Annotated in this window: 13 protein-coding genes, 1 tRNA gene, 1 other RNA gene and 1 pseudogene; 8 read left to right on the top strand and 8 right to left on the bottom strand. The window is 46.8% G+C overall.

What is annotated here, in order from left to right:
- Positions 1-66 precede the first annotated feature (66 nt).
- The 4 genes from ZMTM_RS07720 to ZMTM_RS07705 all read left to right on the top strand — a co-directional run bounded on the left by ZMTM_RS07720 (position 67) and on the right by ZMTM_RS07705 (position 4018).
- Positions 67-1119 (top strand): OmpA family protein, encoded by a 1053-nt coding sequence (locus ZMTM_RS07720; protein ID WP_221763332.1) that lies wholly within the window; start codon positions 67-69, stop codon positions 1117-1119.
- A 124-nt stretch (positions 1120-1243) separates the two neighbouring features.
- On the top strand, positions 1244-2593 hold the full coding sequence (locus ZMTM_RS07715; RefSeq protein ID WP_221765640.1) for a TRZ/ATZ family hydrolase: 1350 nt from the start codon (positions 1244-1246) through the stop codon (positions 2591-2593).
- Between the two features lie 30 nt (positions 2594-2623).
- On the top strand, positions 2624-3343 hold the full coding sequence (gene ubiG / locus ZMTM_RS07710) for a bifunctional 2-polyprenyl-6-hydroxyphenol methylase/3-demethylubiquinol 3-O-methyltransferase UbiG (protein WP_221763331.1): 720 nt from the start codon (positions 2624-2626) through the stop codon (positions 3341-3343).
- Between the two features lie 15 nt (positions 3344-3358).
- Positions 3359-4018, top strand: coding sequence for an HAD family hydrolase (locus tag ZMTM_RS07705; RefSeq protein WP_221763330.1), 660 nt, complete (start codon positions 3359-3361; stop codon positions 4016-4018).
- A gap of 233 nt (positions 4019-4251) precedes the next feature.
- Here ZMTM_RS07705 and recR read toward each other — a convergent pair whose 3' ends face one another.
- From recR to ffs, 4 genes are all read right to left on the bottom strand, one after another.
- Positions 4252-4851, bottom strand: a complete 600-nt coding sequence (gene recR / locus ZMTM_RS07700; RefSeq protein ID WP_221763329.1) for a recombination mediator RecR — start codon at positions 4849-4851, stop codon at positions 4252-4254.
- A 31-nt stretch (positions 4852-4882) separates the two neighbouring features.
- Positions 4883-5209: a YbaB/EbfC family nucleoid-associated protein gene (locus ZMTM_RS07695; protein ID WP_221763328.1), complete on the bottom strand. Its 327-nt coding sequence runs from the start codon at positions 5207-5209 to the stop codon at positions 4883-4885.
- Between the two features lie 36 nt (positions 5210-5245).
- Positions 5246-6889, bottom strand: coding sequence for a DNA polymerase III subunit gamma/tau (dnaX, locus tag ZMTM_RS07690; protein ID WP_221763327.1), 1644 nt, complete (start codon positions 6887-6889; stop codon positions 5246-5248).
- A 114-nt stretch (positions 6890-7003) separates the two neighbouring features.
- Positions 7004-7101, bottom strand: an RNA gene (gene ffs, locus ZMTM_RS07685) — signal recognition particle sRNA small type.
- Between the two features lie 182 nt (positions 7102-7283).
- Here ffs and ZMTM_RS07680 point away from each other — a divergent pair.
- The 4 genes from ZMTM_RS07680 to ZMTM_RS07665 all read left to right on the top strand — a co-directional run bounded on the left by ZMTM_RS07680 (position 7284) and on the right by ZMTM_RS07665 (position 12123).
- The gene (locus tag ZMTM_RS07680; protein ID WP_318840475.1) at positions 7284-10109 is read left to right on the top strand and encodes an FdhF/YdeP family oxidoreductase; all 2826 of its coding nucleotides are present in this window, start codon (positions 7284-7286) and stop codon (positions 10107-10109) included.
- A 1-nt stretch (position 10110) separates the two neighbouring features.
- Positions 10111-10410, top strand: a complete 300-nt coding sequence (locus tag ZMTM_RS07675; RefSeq protein ID WP_225906986.1) for a hypothetical protein — start codon at positions 10111-10113, stop codon at positions 10408-10410.
- A 142-nt stretch (positions 10411-10552) separates the two neighbouring features.
- Positions 10553-11965, top strand: coding sequence for an aminotransferase-like domain-containing protein (locus ZMTM_RS07670; protein WP_221763326.1), 1413 nt, complete (start codon positions 10553-10555; stop codon positions 11963-11965).
- A gap of 82 nt (positions 11966-12047) precedes the next feature.
- Positions 12048-12123, top strand: a tRNA-Asn gene (locus ZMTM_RS07665).
- A gap of 47 nt (positions 12124-12170) precedes the next feature.
- Here the strand turns inward: ZMTM_RS07665 and ZMTM_RS13515 are convergent.
- The 4 genes and pseudogenes from ZMTM_RS13515 to ZMTM_RS07650 all read right to left on the bottom strand — a co-directional run.
- Positions 12171-12380 (bottom strand): annotated as a pseudogene (locus ZMTM_RS13515) (site-specific integrase); the annotation flags it as partial.
- A complete protein-coding gene (locus tag ZMTM_RS07660; RefSeq protein WP_221763325.1) occupies positions 12361-13464 on the bottom strand; it encodes a mechanosensitive ion channel family protein in 1104 nt (367 codons plus the stop codon). The pseudogene ZMTM_RS13515 and the gene ZMTM_RS07660, both read right to left, overlap by 20 nt.
- Before the next feature lie 109 nt (positions 13465-13573).
- Positions 13574-14044 carry an SRPBCC family protein gene (locus tag ZMTM_RS07655; protein ID WP_221763324.1) on the bottom strand — a complete coding sequence of 157 codons (471 nt, stop codon included), beginning with the start codon at positions 14042-14044 and terminating at the stop codon, positions 13574-13576.
- A gap of 17 nt (positions 14045-14061) precedes the next feature.
- Complete coding sequence (locus ZMTM_RS07650) at positions 14062-15258, bottom strand: SAM-dependent methyltransferase (RefSeq protein ID WP_221763323.1); 1197 nt, start codon at positions 15256-15258, stop codon at positions 14062-14064.
- Positions 15259-15611 lie beyond the last annotated feature (353 nt).

Genomic DNA, 15611 nt, shown 5'->3' with positions numbered 1-15611 from the left:
CAGACAGGGGCTTTGCGTATTATTTGCCTTGGGGAATCAATTGTTATTAATTACGGAGTTATACCAATGAACAAAAACTTGATTAGCTTGGCTGTCGCGGGTGTTTTAGCAGTTGCAGCATTTAATGCTTCAGCAGATGAAGCTTATGAAGGCTCTTGGTATGCATTGCCAGGTATTTCAGCTATGCATGCAGACAATGATTTATCTACCGAAGATTGGGGTCCAGGAGTATCTCTCAAGTTTGGTAAAGAACTCAGCGAGCATTGGGATGTTCAAATTGGTGCAAGTTTCGCGCGCGTTGATGCTGAAGCAGCTGGCGTAAGTGGTAAATACAAACAAACACTGGTAGGTGTAGATGCGCTTTATCTGTTTAGCCGTGAAAAATTCCGTCCATTCGTTGTTGCTGGTCTAGGTTTAGCACAAAACGACGTTGATTACAGTGGCGCTGGATACTCTGGACAAAACAAAACCTCATGGGCTGCTAACGTAGGTCTGGGTGCACAATATCTGATTACAGATACTTTTGGTTTGCAAGCTGACGTACGTTACGTTTGGAGCAAGGCAGATGCCTCTCCTGCATTTACAGATGAAACTATTGGTAATACCTATTTAAACTTTGGTGCAATCTTCAAATTTGGTGCGCCTAAGCAAGTTGCTGCTGCAGAGCCAATGCCAGAGCCAACACCAGCTGCCGCTGTAGCTGAAGAAGCTGCTCCAGTAGGCCCAGCAGAACCAGCTTTCGAAAAAGTGACTTTGTCAGCTGAAGTGTTGTTCGGTTTCGACAAAGATGTATTGAAAGAAGACGGTAAGAAGATTCTTGATTCTGATGTTGTAGAAAAGATGAAAGCGCATCCAGAAGTTGAATTGGTGTTGATTACTGGTCATACCGATAAAATCGGTGATGCTGGTTACAACCAAAAACTCTCAGAGCGTCGTGCTAATTCAGTGAAAAAATACTTGGTTAGCCAAGGTATTGAAGAAAGCCGTTTACACGCAGTTGGTAAGGGTGAAGCCGAGCCAGCAGTTGAAGTTAAAGGTTTACGTGGCAAGAAGCTAATCGAAGCTTTGCAACCTAACCGTCGTGTAGTAGTAGAAATCGAAGTACAACGCGCAGAGTAATAGCGAGTTGTTTAAAAAGCCCCGCATTGCGGGGCTTTTTTATGCCCAAGATTTGTGCAAGCTATTGAGATAGATGCTTTATGATAGGTATTAATACAATTGAGTATTTTTGATAGTAACGATGATGATTAACCAAGCAGAAATTAAAGCAGATTTAGCCATTGAAGCGCGCTGGATTGTGCCAGTTGTACCGCAGAATCAAGTGCTTGAACATGAATCAGTCATCATCAAAGATGGTCGAATCATTGATGTTTTGTCTACCGAATCTGCCAGACAAAAATACGATGCTGAGCATACCATTGATCTCAATGAGCATATCTTAATCCCTGGTTTAATCAATCTGCATACGCATAGTGCTATGACCTTAATGCGTGGTCTGGCAGACGATTTACCTTTGATGACATGGCTGAATGAGCATATCTGGCCAGTTGAAAGCAAAATGCTGAGTTCACAGTTTGTACATAATGGCAGTTTACTCGGATGTGCTGAAATGCTGAGTGGCGGGACTACGTGTTTCAGTGACATGTACTTTTATCCACAAGCTACTGCTGAGGCTGCTTTGCAGGCTGGTATGCGTGCGAACTTGGGCTTGGTCGTGCTGGATTTTGCGACCCCTTATGCTAGTGACGCGGATGATTATTTACAAAAAGGTCTAGAGAGTCGCGATAGTTGGCGCGGCAAGCCCTTGCTTAGCGCAAGCCTGGCACCGCATGCTCCTTACACAGTCTCTAATAGCAGCTTTGAAAAAATTATTACTTATGCCGAACAGCTGGGTTTAAGCATTCATACACATTTGCATGAAACTCAGGATGAACTTGCGCAAAGTATCACTCAGTATGGGGTGAGACCGCTTCGTAGATTGGCTGATCTAGGCGTGCTGGGTCCTAATTTTTATGCGGCACATGGTGTGCATCTGGATGATGCTGAAATCAAGATGTTGCATGAATATGGTTGCCACATTGCCCATTGCCCTGCATCAAATTTGAAACTGGCAAGCGGTATTGCCCCAGTGAAAGCATTGCTTGAGCAGCAAGTAAATGTGGGCATAGGTACAGACGGCGCAGCCAGTAATAATCGCTTAGACATGTTTGCTGAAATGCGGTTAGCTGCATTATTGGCAAAAGGAGTAACAGCAGATGCTACTGCTGTACCCGCTGCGCAAGCTTTGCAAATGGCGACACTGAATGCAGCACGTGCATTAGGTTTGGATGAACAGATTGGCTCTATCGAGGTCAATAAATTAGCAGACTTAACTGCTGTTAAAATAAAATCACCCGAGACATTACCTTGCTATGACCCAATATCGCATCTGGTGTATACATTGGGACGTGAGCATGTGAGCCATGTTTGGGTAGGTGGCGATTTACGCTACCAAAAACTGGGTGATCAAGAAGGTATTTTTGCCAATATAGAGCCTGCTGAATTGAGAGAAATTAATGCGCTATGGCATGGCAGGTTGCAACAATATAAATAATTAGACGGCGAAGCGCCAACAGGATAATACATGGAACTCAGTCAGACAGAATCAAAAAAAGAAAATGTGGATGCAGCAGAGCTGCAAAAATTCGCGACGCTGGCGCACCGTTGGTGGGATGCGAATAGTGAATTCAAGCCCTTGCATGAGATTAACCCATTAAGACTTAACTTCATCAACGAAATTGTGGCCTTAAAAGGTAAGCGAGTGCTTGATGTGGGCTGCGGGGGCGGTATTCTCTCTGAATCCATGTCGATAAAAGGCGCGGATGTCACAGGCATAGATTTGGGCGAAAAAGCGCTCAATGTTGCCAAATTGCACGCTTTGGAAACAGGTGCAAGAGTCAATTATCAACTCATCTCAGTGGAAGAATTGGCGCAGCAGCAACCAGAAAGTTTTGATGTAGTGGCCTGTATGGAAATGCTGGAGCATGTACCAGACCCCGCAGCTATAGTGGCTGCTTGCGCGCGTTTGTTGAAGCCGGGCGGACAAGTATTTTTCTCTACCATTAATCGTAATCCTAAAGCCTATCTATTCGCTGTGATCGGCGCTGAATACGTTTTGAATATGCTGCCTCGTGGTACGCATGAATATGAAAAGTTTATCAAGCCATCCGAGCTTTCCTCCTGGGTGCGCCATGCAGACTTATCTGTGGAGACTTTCAAAGGCATGAGTTACAACCCACTGACTAAACGTTATTGGTTGGGAACTGATGTCTCAGTGAATTACATATTGCATGCGACTAAATAAGGCTTTGACCTAAATATGGCCTTAAATCCACGCGTTGTACTGTTTGATCTTGATGGTACGTTGGTTGATACTGCCCCAGATTTGGGATTGGCGCTCAATATCCAGTTAGAGCGACATGGCTACCCAGCATTGCCGATATCTGCCATCAGGCCTCATGCATCGCATGGTTCCAAAGGGCTATTAAAGCTTGGGTTTGGGTTAACACCCGAACATGCCTCATTTGATGCCATGCGAGTCGAGTATTTGAATTTGTATGATGAAGTATTCCTAACATCACCAACTTTATTTGAAGGTATGGCGGATTTATTGGCTGCGATTGAAGCTAGTGGTCATCAGTGGGGCATTGTTACTAACAAGCCTAAGCGATTTACTCAACGCCTGATAGACGCTATAGGCTTGGATAAACGCGCAGGCTGTGTGATAAGCGGTGATGATGCGCCTCGCCCCAAGCCGTATCCCGATACTTTGAACCTTGCTTGTGAGCAATTAGGTGTTAAAGCGAATGACTGCATCTACGTAGGCGATGCTGCACGTGATATTGAAGCAGGTAAAGCCGCAGGGATGAAAACAGTCGTGGCCTTATATGGCTATATTGAGCCTTCAGACCATGCTGAAACATGGGGCGGTGATTTTTATATCAATGAGCCAAAAGACTTAATGCAATTTATCTACTAATTTAAAGCGAACCAGATTCGGTACTGGCGCTTTTAGCCCAACTAGCCGTCATGTTTTCTGTATCAAGCACTTCATGCTGTTTGATCCCACAATACTTGCAGGTTCTCACTTTTAGGGGGTAAACGCTGCCTTCAAACAGATAACCTCGGGTTTCTGTCTCCCAAGTATGCCAACTTAACGCGCAAGCTACTTTTTTCATTATTTATTAAGTTAAAACTATTTAACTGGCTAGATTAACCAACAAGACGGCGTTCCATCATGGCTTGCGCCAGCGTGCTGCTATCTACATGCTCAATTTCACCACCCATAGGCAGTCCACGAGCAATACGACTGACTTTCAGGCCGCGTGAGCGCAGTAACTCACTGATGAAGTGTGCTGTGGCTTCACCTTCAACAGTATAGTTAGTGGCGAGTATAACTTCTTCAACAATGTTGTTTTGTGCTCGCTTGATGAGTTTATCCAGATGAATTTCGCGTGGGCCTACGCCATCTAGCGGTGAGAGCTTGCCCATCAATACGAAATATTTACCGCGAAATGCCTGCGTTTGCTCCAGCATCATGAGGTCGGTTGGCATTTCAACGACACATAATAAGCGGCTATCGCGGTCGGTGGATGCGCATAGCGGGCATAGTGGCTGTTCGCTAAACGTATTGCATGAGCCGCAGTGGCTGACTACTTGCAGGGCGTTATCCAATGCTAATGCCAAGCCACTGGCACCTTTGCGATCACGCTGCAGCAGGTGATAGGCCATGCGCAGTGCAGATTTTGGACCCACGCCTGGCAAGCAGCGTAAAGACTCAACCAATTGTTCTAATGCTGGCGGATTGCGCATCAATAATTAGCTGATATGCTAAATGAACCCATCAAAATGGGAGTTTCATACCTGGTGGGATAGGCAAACCGGCCATCAAACCACCCATACGTTCTTGTGAGGTAGCTTCTGCTTTGCGGACTGCATCATTGATTGCGATAACGAGTAGATCTTCCAGCATTTCTTTGTCGTCTGATAACAATGCATCATCAATCTTGATGCGCTTTACTTCATTTCTACAGGTCATGGTGATTTTAACCAAGCCGTTGCTGGCAATGCCCTCTACCTCAACATTGGCTAATTCAGCTTGCGCGCGTTTCATGTTTTCTTGCATGTTTTGCGCTTGTTTCATCAGGTTGCCTAGGCCGCCTTTCATCATGATGTCTCCTCAGTCTTAATCAGTTGTTTAATTCACTTACTGCAATGGTTTTATACTGGTTGGGATAATCTGTGCGCCAAAATCTTTGACTAAAGCCTGCACAAAATCATCTTCTTCAATAGCGGTTTGCGCATGCGATTGCAGTGCGGCTTTTTCCTGCGTGATTTGTTGAGCAGGGGTGTTTTCACCGCCGCCGATAACAAAATGTAGCTGTATTTTCTTGCCAAAATATTGCTGGATCGCACTACGCAATTTTTCTTGGTAGGTAGATTCCAGTAAATGTTTTTGGCTATTTGCGACTGATAAATGCATATTAAACTCATCAAAACTGATGAGTTCGCAATTGTGTGCCAATGCACGCGCTAGGCCTAGTTTGAGCTCTTCGACCAATGCGCGCCAGTTACCATCGAACGTTTGTGCATGAGGTGCTGGGGCTAATAATGATGCGCTTTCTTCAACAGCTGTTTCTACAATGGCTGTTGGCGGAACCGTAGTTGCTGGAATTGATGTGCTCTTGCTTTCTTGCGCAGGGGGGGCAACAGTTGAAGATGTGCTTGCAACTGGTTTTTGGCTTGCTTCTGGCGCTTGCGAAGTAGATCCAGGCGCAAATGCCAACATGCGTAGCAAAGTCATGGTGAAGCCTGCAAACTCATCAGGCGCCAAACCTAAATCGCGGCGGCCTAATAATGCAATCTGGTAATAAAGCTGGATTTCTTCAGCCGATAATCGGGCTGCCAGATCAAGCAGCATGGCACGTTCAGACAAATCTTCGGCAATAGTGTCTGGCACGGTTTGCGCAATAGCAGTCTGTTGCAGTAAGTTGGCGAGGTCACTCAAAGCCGTGTCAAACGAAAGGCTGCGTTGTTCCATTGCCTTAGCCTGTGCAATCAATTTGGCGCCATCAGCATCAATCAACGCATGCAACAGTTCGAACAAATAGCTTTGATCTATAGCGCCAAGCATCGCGCGCACTTCCTGTTGATCTACTTTATTGCCACCATATGCAATGGCTTGGTCTAGCAGCGACAGCGCGTCACGCATGCTGCCATTTGCTCCGCGCGCTATCAGTTGCAATGCTACGTTATCAAACGGTATATTTTCTCGGGTAAGTACGGTTTTTAGGTGGTCAATGATGGATGACCCTGCCATTTGGCGCAGATTAAATTGCAGGCAACGTGATAAAACCGTCACAGGTACTTTTTGTGGGTCTGTTGTCCCGAGAATGAATTTAACGTGTGCTGGTGGCTCTTCAAGCGTTTTTAATAAAGCGTTGAAAGCTTCTTTGGTGAGTTGGTGCACCTCATCAAGCATGAAAACTTTAAAGCGGCCTTGCGTGGGGGCGTAGGTGGCTTGCTCAAGCAAAGAGCGCACATCATCAATGCCGCGAGTAGAAGCCGCGTTGATTTCGATGTAGTCAATAAAGTGGTCGTTATCAATACCGACACAAGCCGCGCAAACACCACAGGGTTTGGCCGTAATGCCAGTTTCGCAATTGAGTGATTTAGCTAATATGCGTGCGATAGTAGTCTTGCCAACGCCACGCGTGCCTGTGAATAGATAGGCATGGTGCAAGCGTTTTTGTTCAAGTGCGTTAGTCAGGGCGCGCACTACATGGTCTTGCCCAACCAGGGATTCAAACAGTTTAGGACGCCATTTTCGGGCAAGCACTTGATAGCTCATGCGGCAATGTCTTTAATGAAATAGCTTAGATTTAACAAGATTCAACTTTAGCCGAAAAGCGCTCACTCGTCAGTATCAGATTTCTAGGTAATAAAGGCGAGATTTAAACGGTGAAGAGGCGAGCCCAACCCCCGGCACTTGCTTCAATAACTGTGGCTGCTTCCTTCCGGACCTGACCAGGTTGGCTATCTTACAATGCGGGGAGGCCCGCCAAACTGTATTTTACCTCAAGTCACGCTTTCGCAGTTAATGGAGTTGGTGACCATGCCTGTCTTGCTTAATGGCTTATTTGCTCAACTATGGCTTAAAACGCAAGCATGCGATATAGTCATTCATAGTTTGTGGCTATCAAAATTAACAACATAAAAACTAACAAATAGAAACGTAAACAGCTTTGAAACAACTCCTGCCTTTTTCTTCTATTGGTGATCTGCGTGCCTCGGTAGATATATTCAACGAACCTTCTGCCGATTCCCTTGGGCGCGCAGTGCTGTCTCTACTGATGTTTGCTGAGAGTCTTATCTGTATCTTTTGGATATTCACCTTATCTAGCCTGGGTGAAGCCTATGCATTTATGGCGGCAGTCCCTTATGTCTATATTATTTTTTCGTATGTTAGCCTGCTGGTTTTTTATCGTTTAAAGCAATTCGATTATATTGTTTTTACCCAGCTCGTCATGTTGCTGGTCATGCCGTTTTTTATGCAATGGCTGATTGGTGGTTTTGCTGCATCAAGTGGTGTGGCCATCTGGGCGTTGCTTTCACCAGTTGGTGCTTTGATGATATTAGGGGCTCGTCAATCCAGCCCATGGTTTATGCTCTTCATGGCTTTAGCCATTGTTTCATGGCTACTTAACAGTGTATTTGCCAGCAACGCATTGCCTATCCCTACACGTTTAAAAGATGATTTTTTTGTTATCAATCTACTCGGATTTTCTACGGTCATGTATGTGGCAATGCGCTATTTTCAATCGCAAAAAGCCAAGGTGCTTGAAGCGCTAGCGTTCGAAAAAGCCCGCTCAGAGCAGCTCTTGCTTAGTATATTCCCAGGCTCTGTTGCAGAACGCCTTAAAAACAATGATCTAAGAATCGCCGATCATTACGATTCTGCCACTATCATGTTTGCTGACATGGTTGATTTCACAGGCTTGTCGGCTGATATGCCACCTAGTGCGCTGGTTGATCTGCTGAATCAGGTCTTCTCCAAGTTTGATGAACTTGCCATTAAACATAAGCTAGAAAAAATCAAAACGATTGGTGATTCATACATGGTGGTGGGTGGTGTACCTGTTTCACGCCATGATCACGCAACAGCGATTGCTAATATGGCGTTGGAAATCCAAGAGGTATTAAACGAAGTCTCCACCACCACAGGTAAAAAACTATCAATGCGGATTGGCATTCACAGCGGCCCAGTCGTCGCAGGCGTGATTGGTACCAACAATTTCCCTGATTGCTCCAACATGTGCCACGAGTCTACCAGCGTAGGCTTGCCTGAGATGGTGGGCATCGGAAAAGGTAGCGTGAGTCTTGAAGACTTTGAGCACACTGATACTTTATTACTCTTTGGTCATAACCCTGCAACCAATCATCCACGCATGCTGGGTGAGCTGCGTGAAGCATCTAAACGTGGTGCGAAAATCGTATCAATCAACCCGTTACGTGAACGTGGTCTGGAGCGATTTGCAGACCCACAAAGCATTGTGGAAATGGTGACGATGTCCGGCACCAAGATCAGCGGCACGTTCATACAGCCCAAGCTGGGCGGTGATCTTGCCTTGGTAAAAGGCATTATCAAATTTGTGCTGGAGTGGGACGATGCAGCCAAAGCTGCAGGTGCGAAACGTATTCTTGATGTGGATTTTATTGAGCAACACACCGTTGGCATTGAGCAATTAGTGCAAGATATTCACGCAGAAAACTGGGATGTGATCGTTGAAGAGTCTGGTGTGAGCCTTGCTGATATTGAATCTGTGGCAAAGATTTATGTAGAAGGCCAGCGCGTAATTTCTACTTGGGGTATGGGCATTACCCAGCACAAGCATGCAGTCGCCACTATCCAGATGATTACTAACCTGATGTTGCTCCGTGGCAACATCGGCAAGGCTGGCGCGGGCTTATGCCCAATGCGCGGCCACAGCAATGTTCAAGGCAACCGCACTGTTGGTATTTACGAAAAACCCGCACAAAAATTCCTTGATAGTATCGCTGCTGTTTATAACTTTGAGCCACCACGTGAAGAAGGTCATGACGTTGTGGCTGCCATCAAGGCCATGCTACGCGGCGAGATTAAAGTATTCGTCAGTCTGGGCGGCAACTTCTCGATTGCGACGCCTGATACTGACCAAACCTGGATAGGCTTGCGCAATTGTGACCTCACCGTTCAAATCACTACCAAGTTGAATCGTAGCCATCTGGTGCATGGCAAAGCGGCTTTGATTTTGCCTTGCTTGGGTCGCACAGAAGTTGACCAGCAAGCAACAGGTCCGCAAGGGGTAACGGTTGAAGATTCTATGAGCATGGTGCATGCCTCTTACGGCATGAATAAGCCAGCCTCACCAACCATACGCTCAGAGCCGGCCATTGTTTCTGGTATTGCCCACGCCACCCTTAAAAACAGCAAAACACCGTGGCTTTGGTACATTGAAGATTACGCGCGCATTCGTGATGATATTGCACGCACCTTGCCTGATTTTGCCGATTACAACGCACGTATTAAAGTACCTGGCGGCTTCCGCTTGCCAGTGCCATCAAGCGAACGCGTCTGGATCACTGAATCAGGCAAAGCCGAGTTTAAAGTACATGGCATTCCGCGTGATTTGCCGATTCACAATGCGCGCAAGATTCATGGCGATAATGTATTCCAGCTCATGACCACACGCTCGCACGATCAATACAACACCACTATTTACGGCTTGAATGACCGCTATCGCGGCATCTTCGGTGAGCGTCGCGTGGTGTTTATCAATGCTGAAGATTTAGCCGCTAAAGGCTTGAAAGCTGGTGAGTTTGTGAATCTGGTCAGCACGTGGGATGACGGTGTAACACGCCGCGCAGATAAATTCATGTTGGTGGAATACGACATTCCGCAAGGTTGTTTGGGTGGCTATTACCCAGAAACCAACAATCTGGTACCTCTCGAGAGCGTGGCCGATAGATCGCATACCCCAACTTCAAAATCTGTCCCAGTATTGATCGAGAAATATCATGCGAGTGTCTGATATGCCTGTAAATCAAGCACCCGTTGCTGAAGAACTTGTGGCTCCAGTAGAGACACAAGTGCAGATGAATATAATTCCGCAGCTTTTGCTAGAGATGCAGCTTGAAACCCGTAAAGGCCGCGAAGTTATCCCCATGGCTGCACTCTGCAAGCGTTTAAACGTGCGCATGAGCACATTGCAGCGCTACCTCACCTTGCTTGAAAGTCATGGCTTGGTGACTGTGCATTGCGATGATGCTGGGCGCTGGACAACACAACTCGTACTCTCGGCTTTTGAGCTTGAAGATTCGCAAGCCGCCTGAGTATTCCCGAGGCTAGCTCTAGCCTTTAGCCGCGATTCTAAAAGTAATACTTTCGCTAATCCCCACAGATTTAACCCACACACCAATTAGCAATACGTTATATTAAGGGCTGTTATCGTCACTGCCTCTTACATATACCCAAATGAAGCTTTATGTCTCAGTAGCCGCGCGCATTCGCGCATTGATTGATGAGAGCGTGCTGCGGCCGGGTGACAAAGTATTTTCACTGCGGCAAGCCAGCCAAAAATACAATGTCAGTATCAGCACTGCACTCAAAGCCTATGAGCTGCTAGAGGCCGATGGTTTAATCAATAGCCACCCGCAGTCAGGCTATTACGTTTCACCGCGTAAAGCCGCCAGCAAGCGCGAAACGCCACGGCGCGAATTCAATCTTTCGCATGCAGAGCTTGTGCTCTCTACATTACGATCCATACGTGAATTCGGCACCATTCCGCTGGGGTCGCCTTTTCCTGATGCGCACTTGTTCCCGGTAAAAGCTATTCATCGCTACGAAACCACGCTGAATTCAGATGAAGCGGAGTGGGGCGTGCTGAATGACCTACCGCCCGGCAACGAAAGCCTGCGCCAGCAGATCGCAAAGCGTTACCTCAAGCATGGCCTCGATGTTTCGCCGCGTGACATCATCATCACCCACGGCGCTACTGAGGCCATCAATCTGTGCCTGCAAGCCGTTGCCAAGCCGGGCGATACCATTGCGCTTGAATCCCCTGGCTACTATGCACTTGCCCACGCCGTTGAGCGCATGGGCATGAAAGTGGCAGAAGTGCGCACGCATCCCACAGAGGGCATAGAGCTTGATGCGCTGGCGGCTTTGATTCAAAACGTGAAAGTCGGTGCACTGTTGCTCACCACCAATTTCCAGAATCCACTCGGCGCCTTGATGCCAGATGCAAAGAAAAAGGCGCTGGTTGATTTGCTGGCGCAGCAACAGATCCCGTTGATTGAAGATGACGTGTACCAAGAGCTTTATTTTGGTGACGAGATACCCAAGCTCACCAAGAGCTATGACCAGCAAGGCCTGGTATTGCACTGCGCTTCATTCTCCAAGTCGCTTGCCCCAGGCTACAGAGTAGGGTGGACGCTTGCAGGCAAATACCGCCGCGATGTAGAAAAGCTCATGTTCCTGAATAGCGTTTCTATTCCATCCGCCCCGCAGATTGCCATTGCCAAATTCATGAAGCGCGATAGCTACGAACAACACCTTAAAAACCTGCGCCACGCGCTTAAATGCAACTACGTGCTGATGCGCAAAGCCATTGAAGATAGCTTTCCCCAAGGCACTCAAATCTCCACGCCAACGGGTGGCTATGTGGTGTGGCTAGAATTACCTGAAGCGATTGATTCGCTCAACCTCTACCAGCAATGTCTTGAAAAAGGCATCTCCATCGCCCCAGGCCCGCTATTCACACGTAAAAAAGAGTTGATCAACTACATACGCCTGAATTTTAGCCACCAATGGACGCCCTCAATCGAGCAAGCGGTGCGCGATGTCGGCTCACTCGCCAGAAAAATGCTAGCTAATCAACCAAGTTAAAAAGCCACTTATTTCTATGGTCTAAACTCATTTTTCAATTGACCAAAGCGCCCTAAGCCTTTATTATCACGCCTTCACCGATTCCTCGATAGCTCAGTCGGTAGAGCAACGGACTGTTAATCCGTGTGTCCCTGGTTCGAGCCCAGGTCGAGGAGCCAGATATAAGAAGGCTAGCGCTTAGGTGCTGGCCTTTTTCATTTACTGAACGTGACAATTCCACCACGTTAGAGCCATCCTTACCTTGCTCAATTCTGGAAGCAGTAAACGCCAGATTCTCAGTTACAAACTTTGCGTAACGATCCACCATCGACCTAGTTTTTCAGCCACCTAAATCCTTGCGTTCATCACAACTGGTGCCCACCTGACGCTGCCAGGAAGCCCAGGTATGAAGAAGATCATGGAAGCGAAAGTCCTCTCCCTTGAGGGATTGGTGTTGTAATTAATACATCTAGATTCGAAGTGTTTAATGTGACTGCTGGCAATGCGAACTTAACTTCTATCTTCTGAAACTCGCTCATCAGATATAGATTTATCGTCTGCTGAATATCCATGTACAGGTTAAAGTCGCTAGACGTGATGAAATAAACCACTTCAAAATTCAGGGCATTGGCGCCGAATTCTTTAAAATGCGCCCGATCAAAGCGCGTATCGCTTGATTGCTCTATAGCTTTTTTGACTACATCAGGAATCTGGGCAATAGTGGCTGGCGGGGTATCGTAGGTGATACCGAAACTAAAGACCACCCGCCGCTCCGACATCCGTTTGTAGTTGTGGATTGTGTTCTTCAACAGCTCGGTATTGCTGCAGACGATTTGCTCGCCACTGATGCTACGAATATGTGTAGTTTTCAATCCAACACGTTCAATACTGCCTGCAACATCTCCAAACACCACAAAATCGCCGATCACAAATGGCTTATCCAAGCCTATCGCCAAGGAGGCGAACAGATCGCTTAATATACTTTGTACAGCCAGTGCTACCGCTACGCCACCCACGCCCAAGCTGGCAACAAAAGCCGTGATATTGACGCCAACATTAGCCAGTATGGTCAGAAAAATAATTGACCAGATAACGGCCTTGAATACCCAACTTAGCATGGAGGTAATCACTGGGTTTGGCACTGGCCCATCTTTCTCGGTCAACTGCAATCGTGACCAGACAGTGATGCCTTTGCTCAGCCAAATCGCAATCTGGACACCAATGATAATGAAGGAGATGTGGTCGAGACGACTTTCCCATTTTGCAGGTAGTTCGAGAAAATGCATGCCGATCAAGATTGCGAATAACGTCAGCGTCAGTTTCTGCGTGCTGCCCAATACCTCAACAAAAATATCATCTAAGGAGGAGGTGGTTTTTTGTACCATCGCAGTCAGATTTTTTAGCAACACTTGCCATAGGGCATGCATAGCAAAGAAGGCAAGCAGCGTGATTACAAGCGCCACTAACCATTGATAAGCAGGGATACTAAGAAAGGAATTGTTTTGTAGCCAGATATTCATCTATGACTCCCAGAAGAAACTCGGGTTAGAAGAAGTAATTAATGATGGCTTAGTGAGATTAGCAGCAGCATGATTCGCGACTCATGCTTCTATAGCACATGCCGTAGATTCAGAGTCGGCTGACCAGTGCTTCCAACTGATTAGTGGCCAGGCCCCAGCCCTCGTGGAAACCCATTTTCTCGTGCATTTCACGGTCAGCCACACTCCAGTGCAACACGCGGGCGGTATATTTAGTCTTTTCGCCTAGCGCCTCAAAGGTGATGATGCCTGTCATGAAAGGCTTGAGTGATGGCTGCCAAGCCTCAGTATAAGCATCAGTAAATACGATGCGCTCGTTTTTGACCACATCGAGATAAACGCCATGGTTGGGAAATTCATCGCCTTCTGGACTGCGCATGACAATCAGGTTGCAACCTCCAATTCGCACATCGGTTTCGGCTTTAGTTACCGTCCACGGCGCAGGAGAAAACCATTGTTTAAGCAGTGCTGGCTCAGTCCAAGCCATGAATAATTTTTCGGGGGAGGCATCGATGATGCGGATTAATTCAAGCTCGCGTGAAGTAGTGTCGGTACCCGTCATGTTTGTTCTCCATACATTTATTGGTAGATATGATTACGATTGAATGGGTAAGCTAGACTGCCATTTTCTTTCGACTTCCCAGCTACCACCTGAAACAGGGCAAGCCAGTTATGATCAAATGAAAACGCTGAGCCAGCCATGTAGATACGCCATATCCTGTAGTTTTTTTCACCGATCAGCCGGATTGCTTCCGTCTTGTTCGCTTCTAAACGAGTCACCCATTCCCAGAGCGTTTTTCCGTAATGTATACGCATATTTTCGATATCTAGAGGTTCAAGTCCGGCTGCGGATAACTCTTCAGTGACTGTGGAAATATGCGTAAGCTCACCACCCGGGAACACATAGTCTTCGATGAAGTCGGATATGCCACTACCAAGCCCGCCACTATTCAGCTCAACGAAGGTAATGCCGTGGTTCATCACCAAGCCATCGGGTTTCAGCAGGCTATAAATCTTGTCGAAATACTCGCGCAGATTGCGCTTGCCTACGTGTTCAAACATGCCAACGCTGGCAATCTTGTCGAACGGTAGCTCAGCAGGCAGATCGCGATAATCCATCAGTTGCACATGTGCGCGGCCACCTAGCCCTCGTTTTGCAATTTGTTCAACCACATAGTCATACTGGTTCTGCGAGAGTGTGATGCCCCAAGCTTCTACGCCATACTCTTCAGCAGCCTTCAGCATTAACGCTCCCCAGCCACAGCCTATGTCCAGGAAACGTTCACCCGGTTTCAGCATCAGTTTTCGACAAATATGATCCAGCTTTTTGGCTTGCGCCTGGTCGATGTGTTCTGTGCCATTTTCATAATAGGCGCAAGAATAGACCTTGGCCTCATCCAGCCATAAATTGTAGAAGTCGTTGGAGACATCGTAGTGGTAACTAATGTTTTTGCGGTCACGATTACGGGTATGGCGCCACCACATCCAGGCATCGCTAGACTGCGCGTCTTTACCCGCATCGATATTGCAATAGGCTTGGCCTAGCGACATGATGTCCTGTGCACTACCTTCAAAATCCAGCCACTCTTCAACATAAGCACGTGCCAGCCCACCCAGTGTTGGATGTGCCAAGGTCATCAATGCCCTGGGATTTCTTACATTAATGGCAACTTTGCTGGTAGTCGATGGAATGATGCTATGGGTTCCCCAATGAATGGAAACTGGGAAATCCTTAATTTTTTGCTGTATCTGCTGCTGCAGGAATTCATCTAGCATGATGCCTCCCCGTGTTTAAAAAATCTCGAACAGAAGTAAAGTTAGCCATGACTTTTCTCTCCAGAATTAGGAACAAGCTTCAGCCTAGTCCTGTTTTTTTGGCATGCATATCAGTGTAATTCCTACAAGAAATACGGCCTTGAAATATGAAAAGTGCTGACCTTTAGGACATTTCCTACAGCCATATCAGACTGAGCCGATGGATGTTTACTCTCGGAAAATCATAATGAATTTAGGCTCTCATTTAATGGAAGTACTAGTGGAAGCTAAATTACTAGTTGGCATACGGATATTCTGAAGTGGAATGCTGAAGCTTCAGTTATCAATCAAAAGCCAGAGACTCGAACCATAGA

It is taken from the genome of Methyloradius palustris (assembly GCF_019703875.1).
GTDB lineage: Bacteria > Pseudomonadota > Gammaproteobacteria > Burkholderiales > Methylophilaceae > Methyloradius > Methyloradius palustris.
The sequence above is the reverse complement of the archived record's forward strand: the minus strand, read 5'-3'. Positions and strand labels throughout refer to the sequence as shown.

Excerpts from the sequence above, each read along its gene's own strand:
- ZMTM_RS07695 (WP_221763328.1), bottom strand. The coding sequence starts at position 5,209 with ATGATGAAAGGCGGCCTAGGCAACCTGATGAAACAAGCGCAAAACATG.
- ZMTM_RS07715 (WP_221765640.1), top strand. The coding sequence starts at position 1,244 with ATGATTAACCAAGCAGAAATTAAAGCAGATTTAGCCATTGAAGCGCGC.
- ZMTM_RS07670 (WP_221763326.1), top strand. The coding sequence starts at position 10,553 with ATGAAGCTTTATGTCTCAGTAGCCGCGCGCATTCGCGCATTGATTGAT.
- dnaX (WP_221763327.1), bottom strand. The coding sequence starts at position 6,889 with ATGAGCTATCAAGTGCTTGCCCGAAAATGGCGTCCTAAACTGTTTGAA.
- ZMTM_RS07655 (WP_221763324.1), bottom strand. The coding sequence starts at position 14,044 with ATGACGGGTACCGACACTACTTCACGCGAGCTTGAATTAATCCGCATC.
- ZMTM_RS07675 (WP_225906986.1), top strand. The coding sequence starts at position 10,111 with ATGCCTGTAAATCAAGCACCCGTTGCTGAAGAACTTGTGGCTCCAGTA.
- recR (WP_221763329.1), bottom strand. The coding sequence starts at position 4,851 with ATGCGCAATCCGCCAGCATTAGAACAATTGGTTGAGTCTTTACGCTGC.
- ZMTM_RS07720 (WP_221763332.1), top strand. The coding sequence starts at position 67 with ATGAACAAAAACTTGATTAGCTTGGCTGTCGCGGGTGTTTTAGCAGTT.
- ZMTM_RS07660 (WP_221763325.1), bottom strand. The coding sequence starts at position 13,464 with ATGAATATCTGGCTACAAAACAATTCCTTTCTTAGTATCCCTGCTTAT.
- ZMTM_RS07650 (WP_221763323.1), bottom strand. The coding sequence starts at position 15,258 with ATGCTAGATGAATTCCTGCAGCAGCAGATACAGCAAAAAATTAAGGAT.
- ubiG (WP_221763331.1), top strand. The coding sequence starts at position 2,624 with ATGGAACTCAGTCAGACAGAATCAAAAAAAGAAAATGTGGATGCAGCA.
- ZMTM_RS07705 (WP_221763330.1), top strand. The coding sequence starts at position 3,359 with ATGGCCTTAAATCCACGCGTTGTACTGTTTGATCTTGATGGTACGTTG.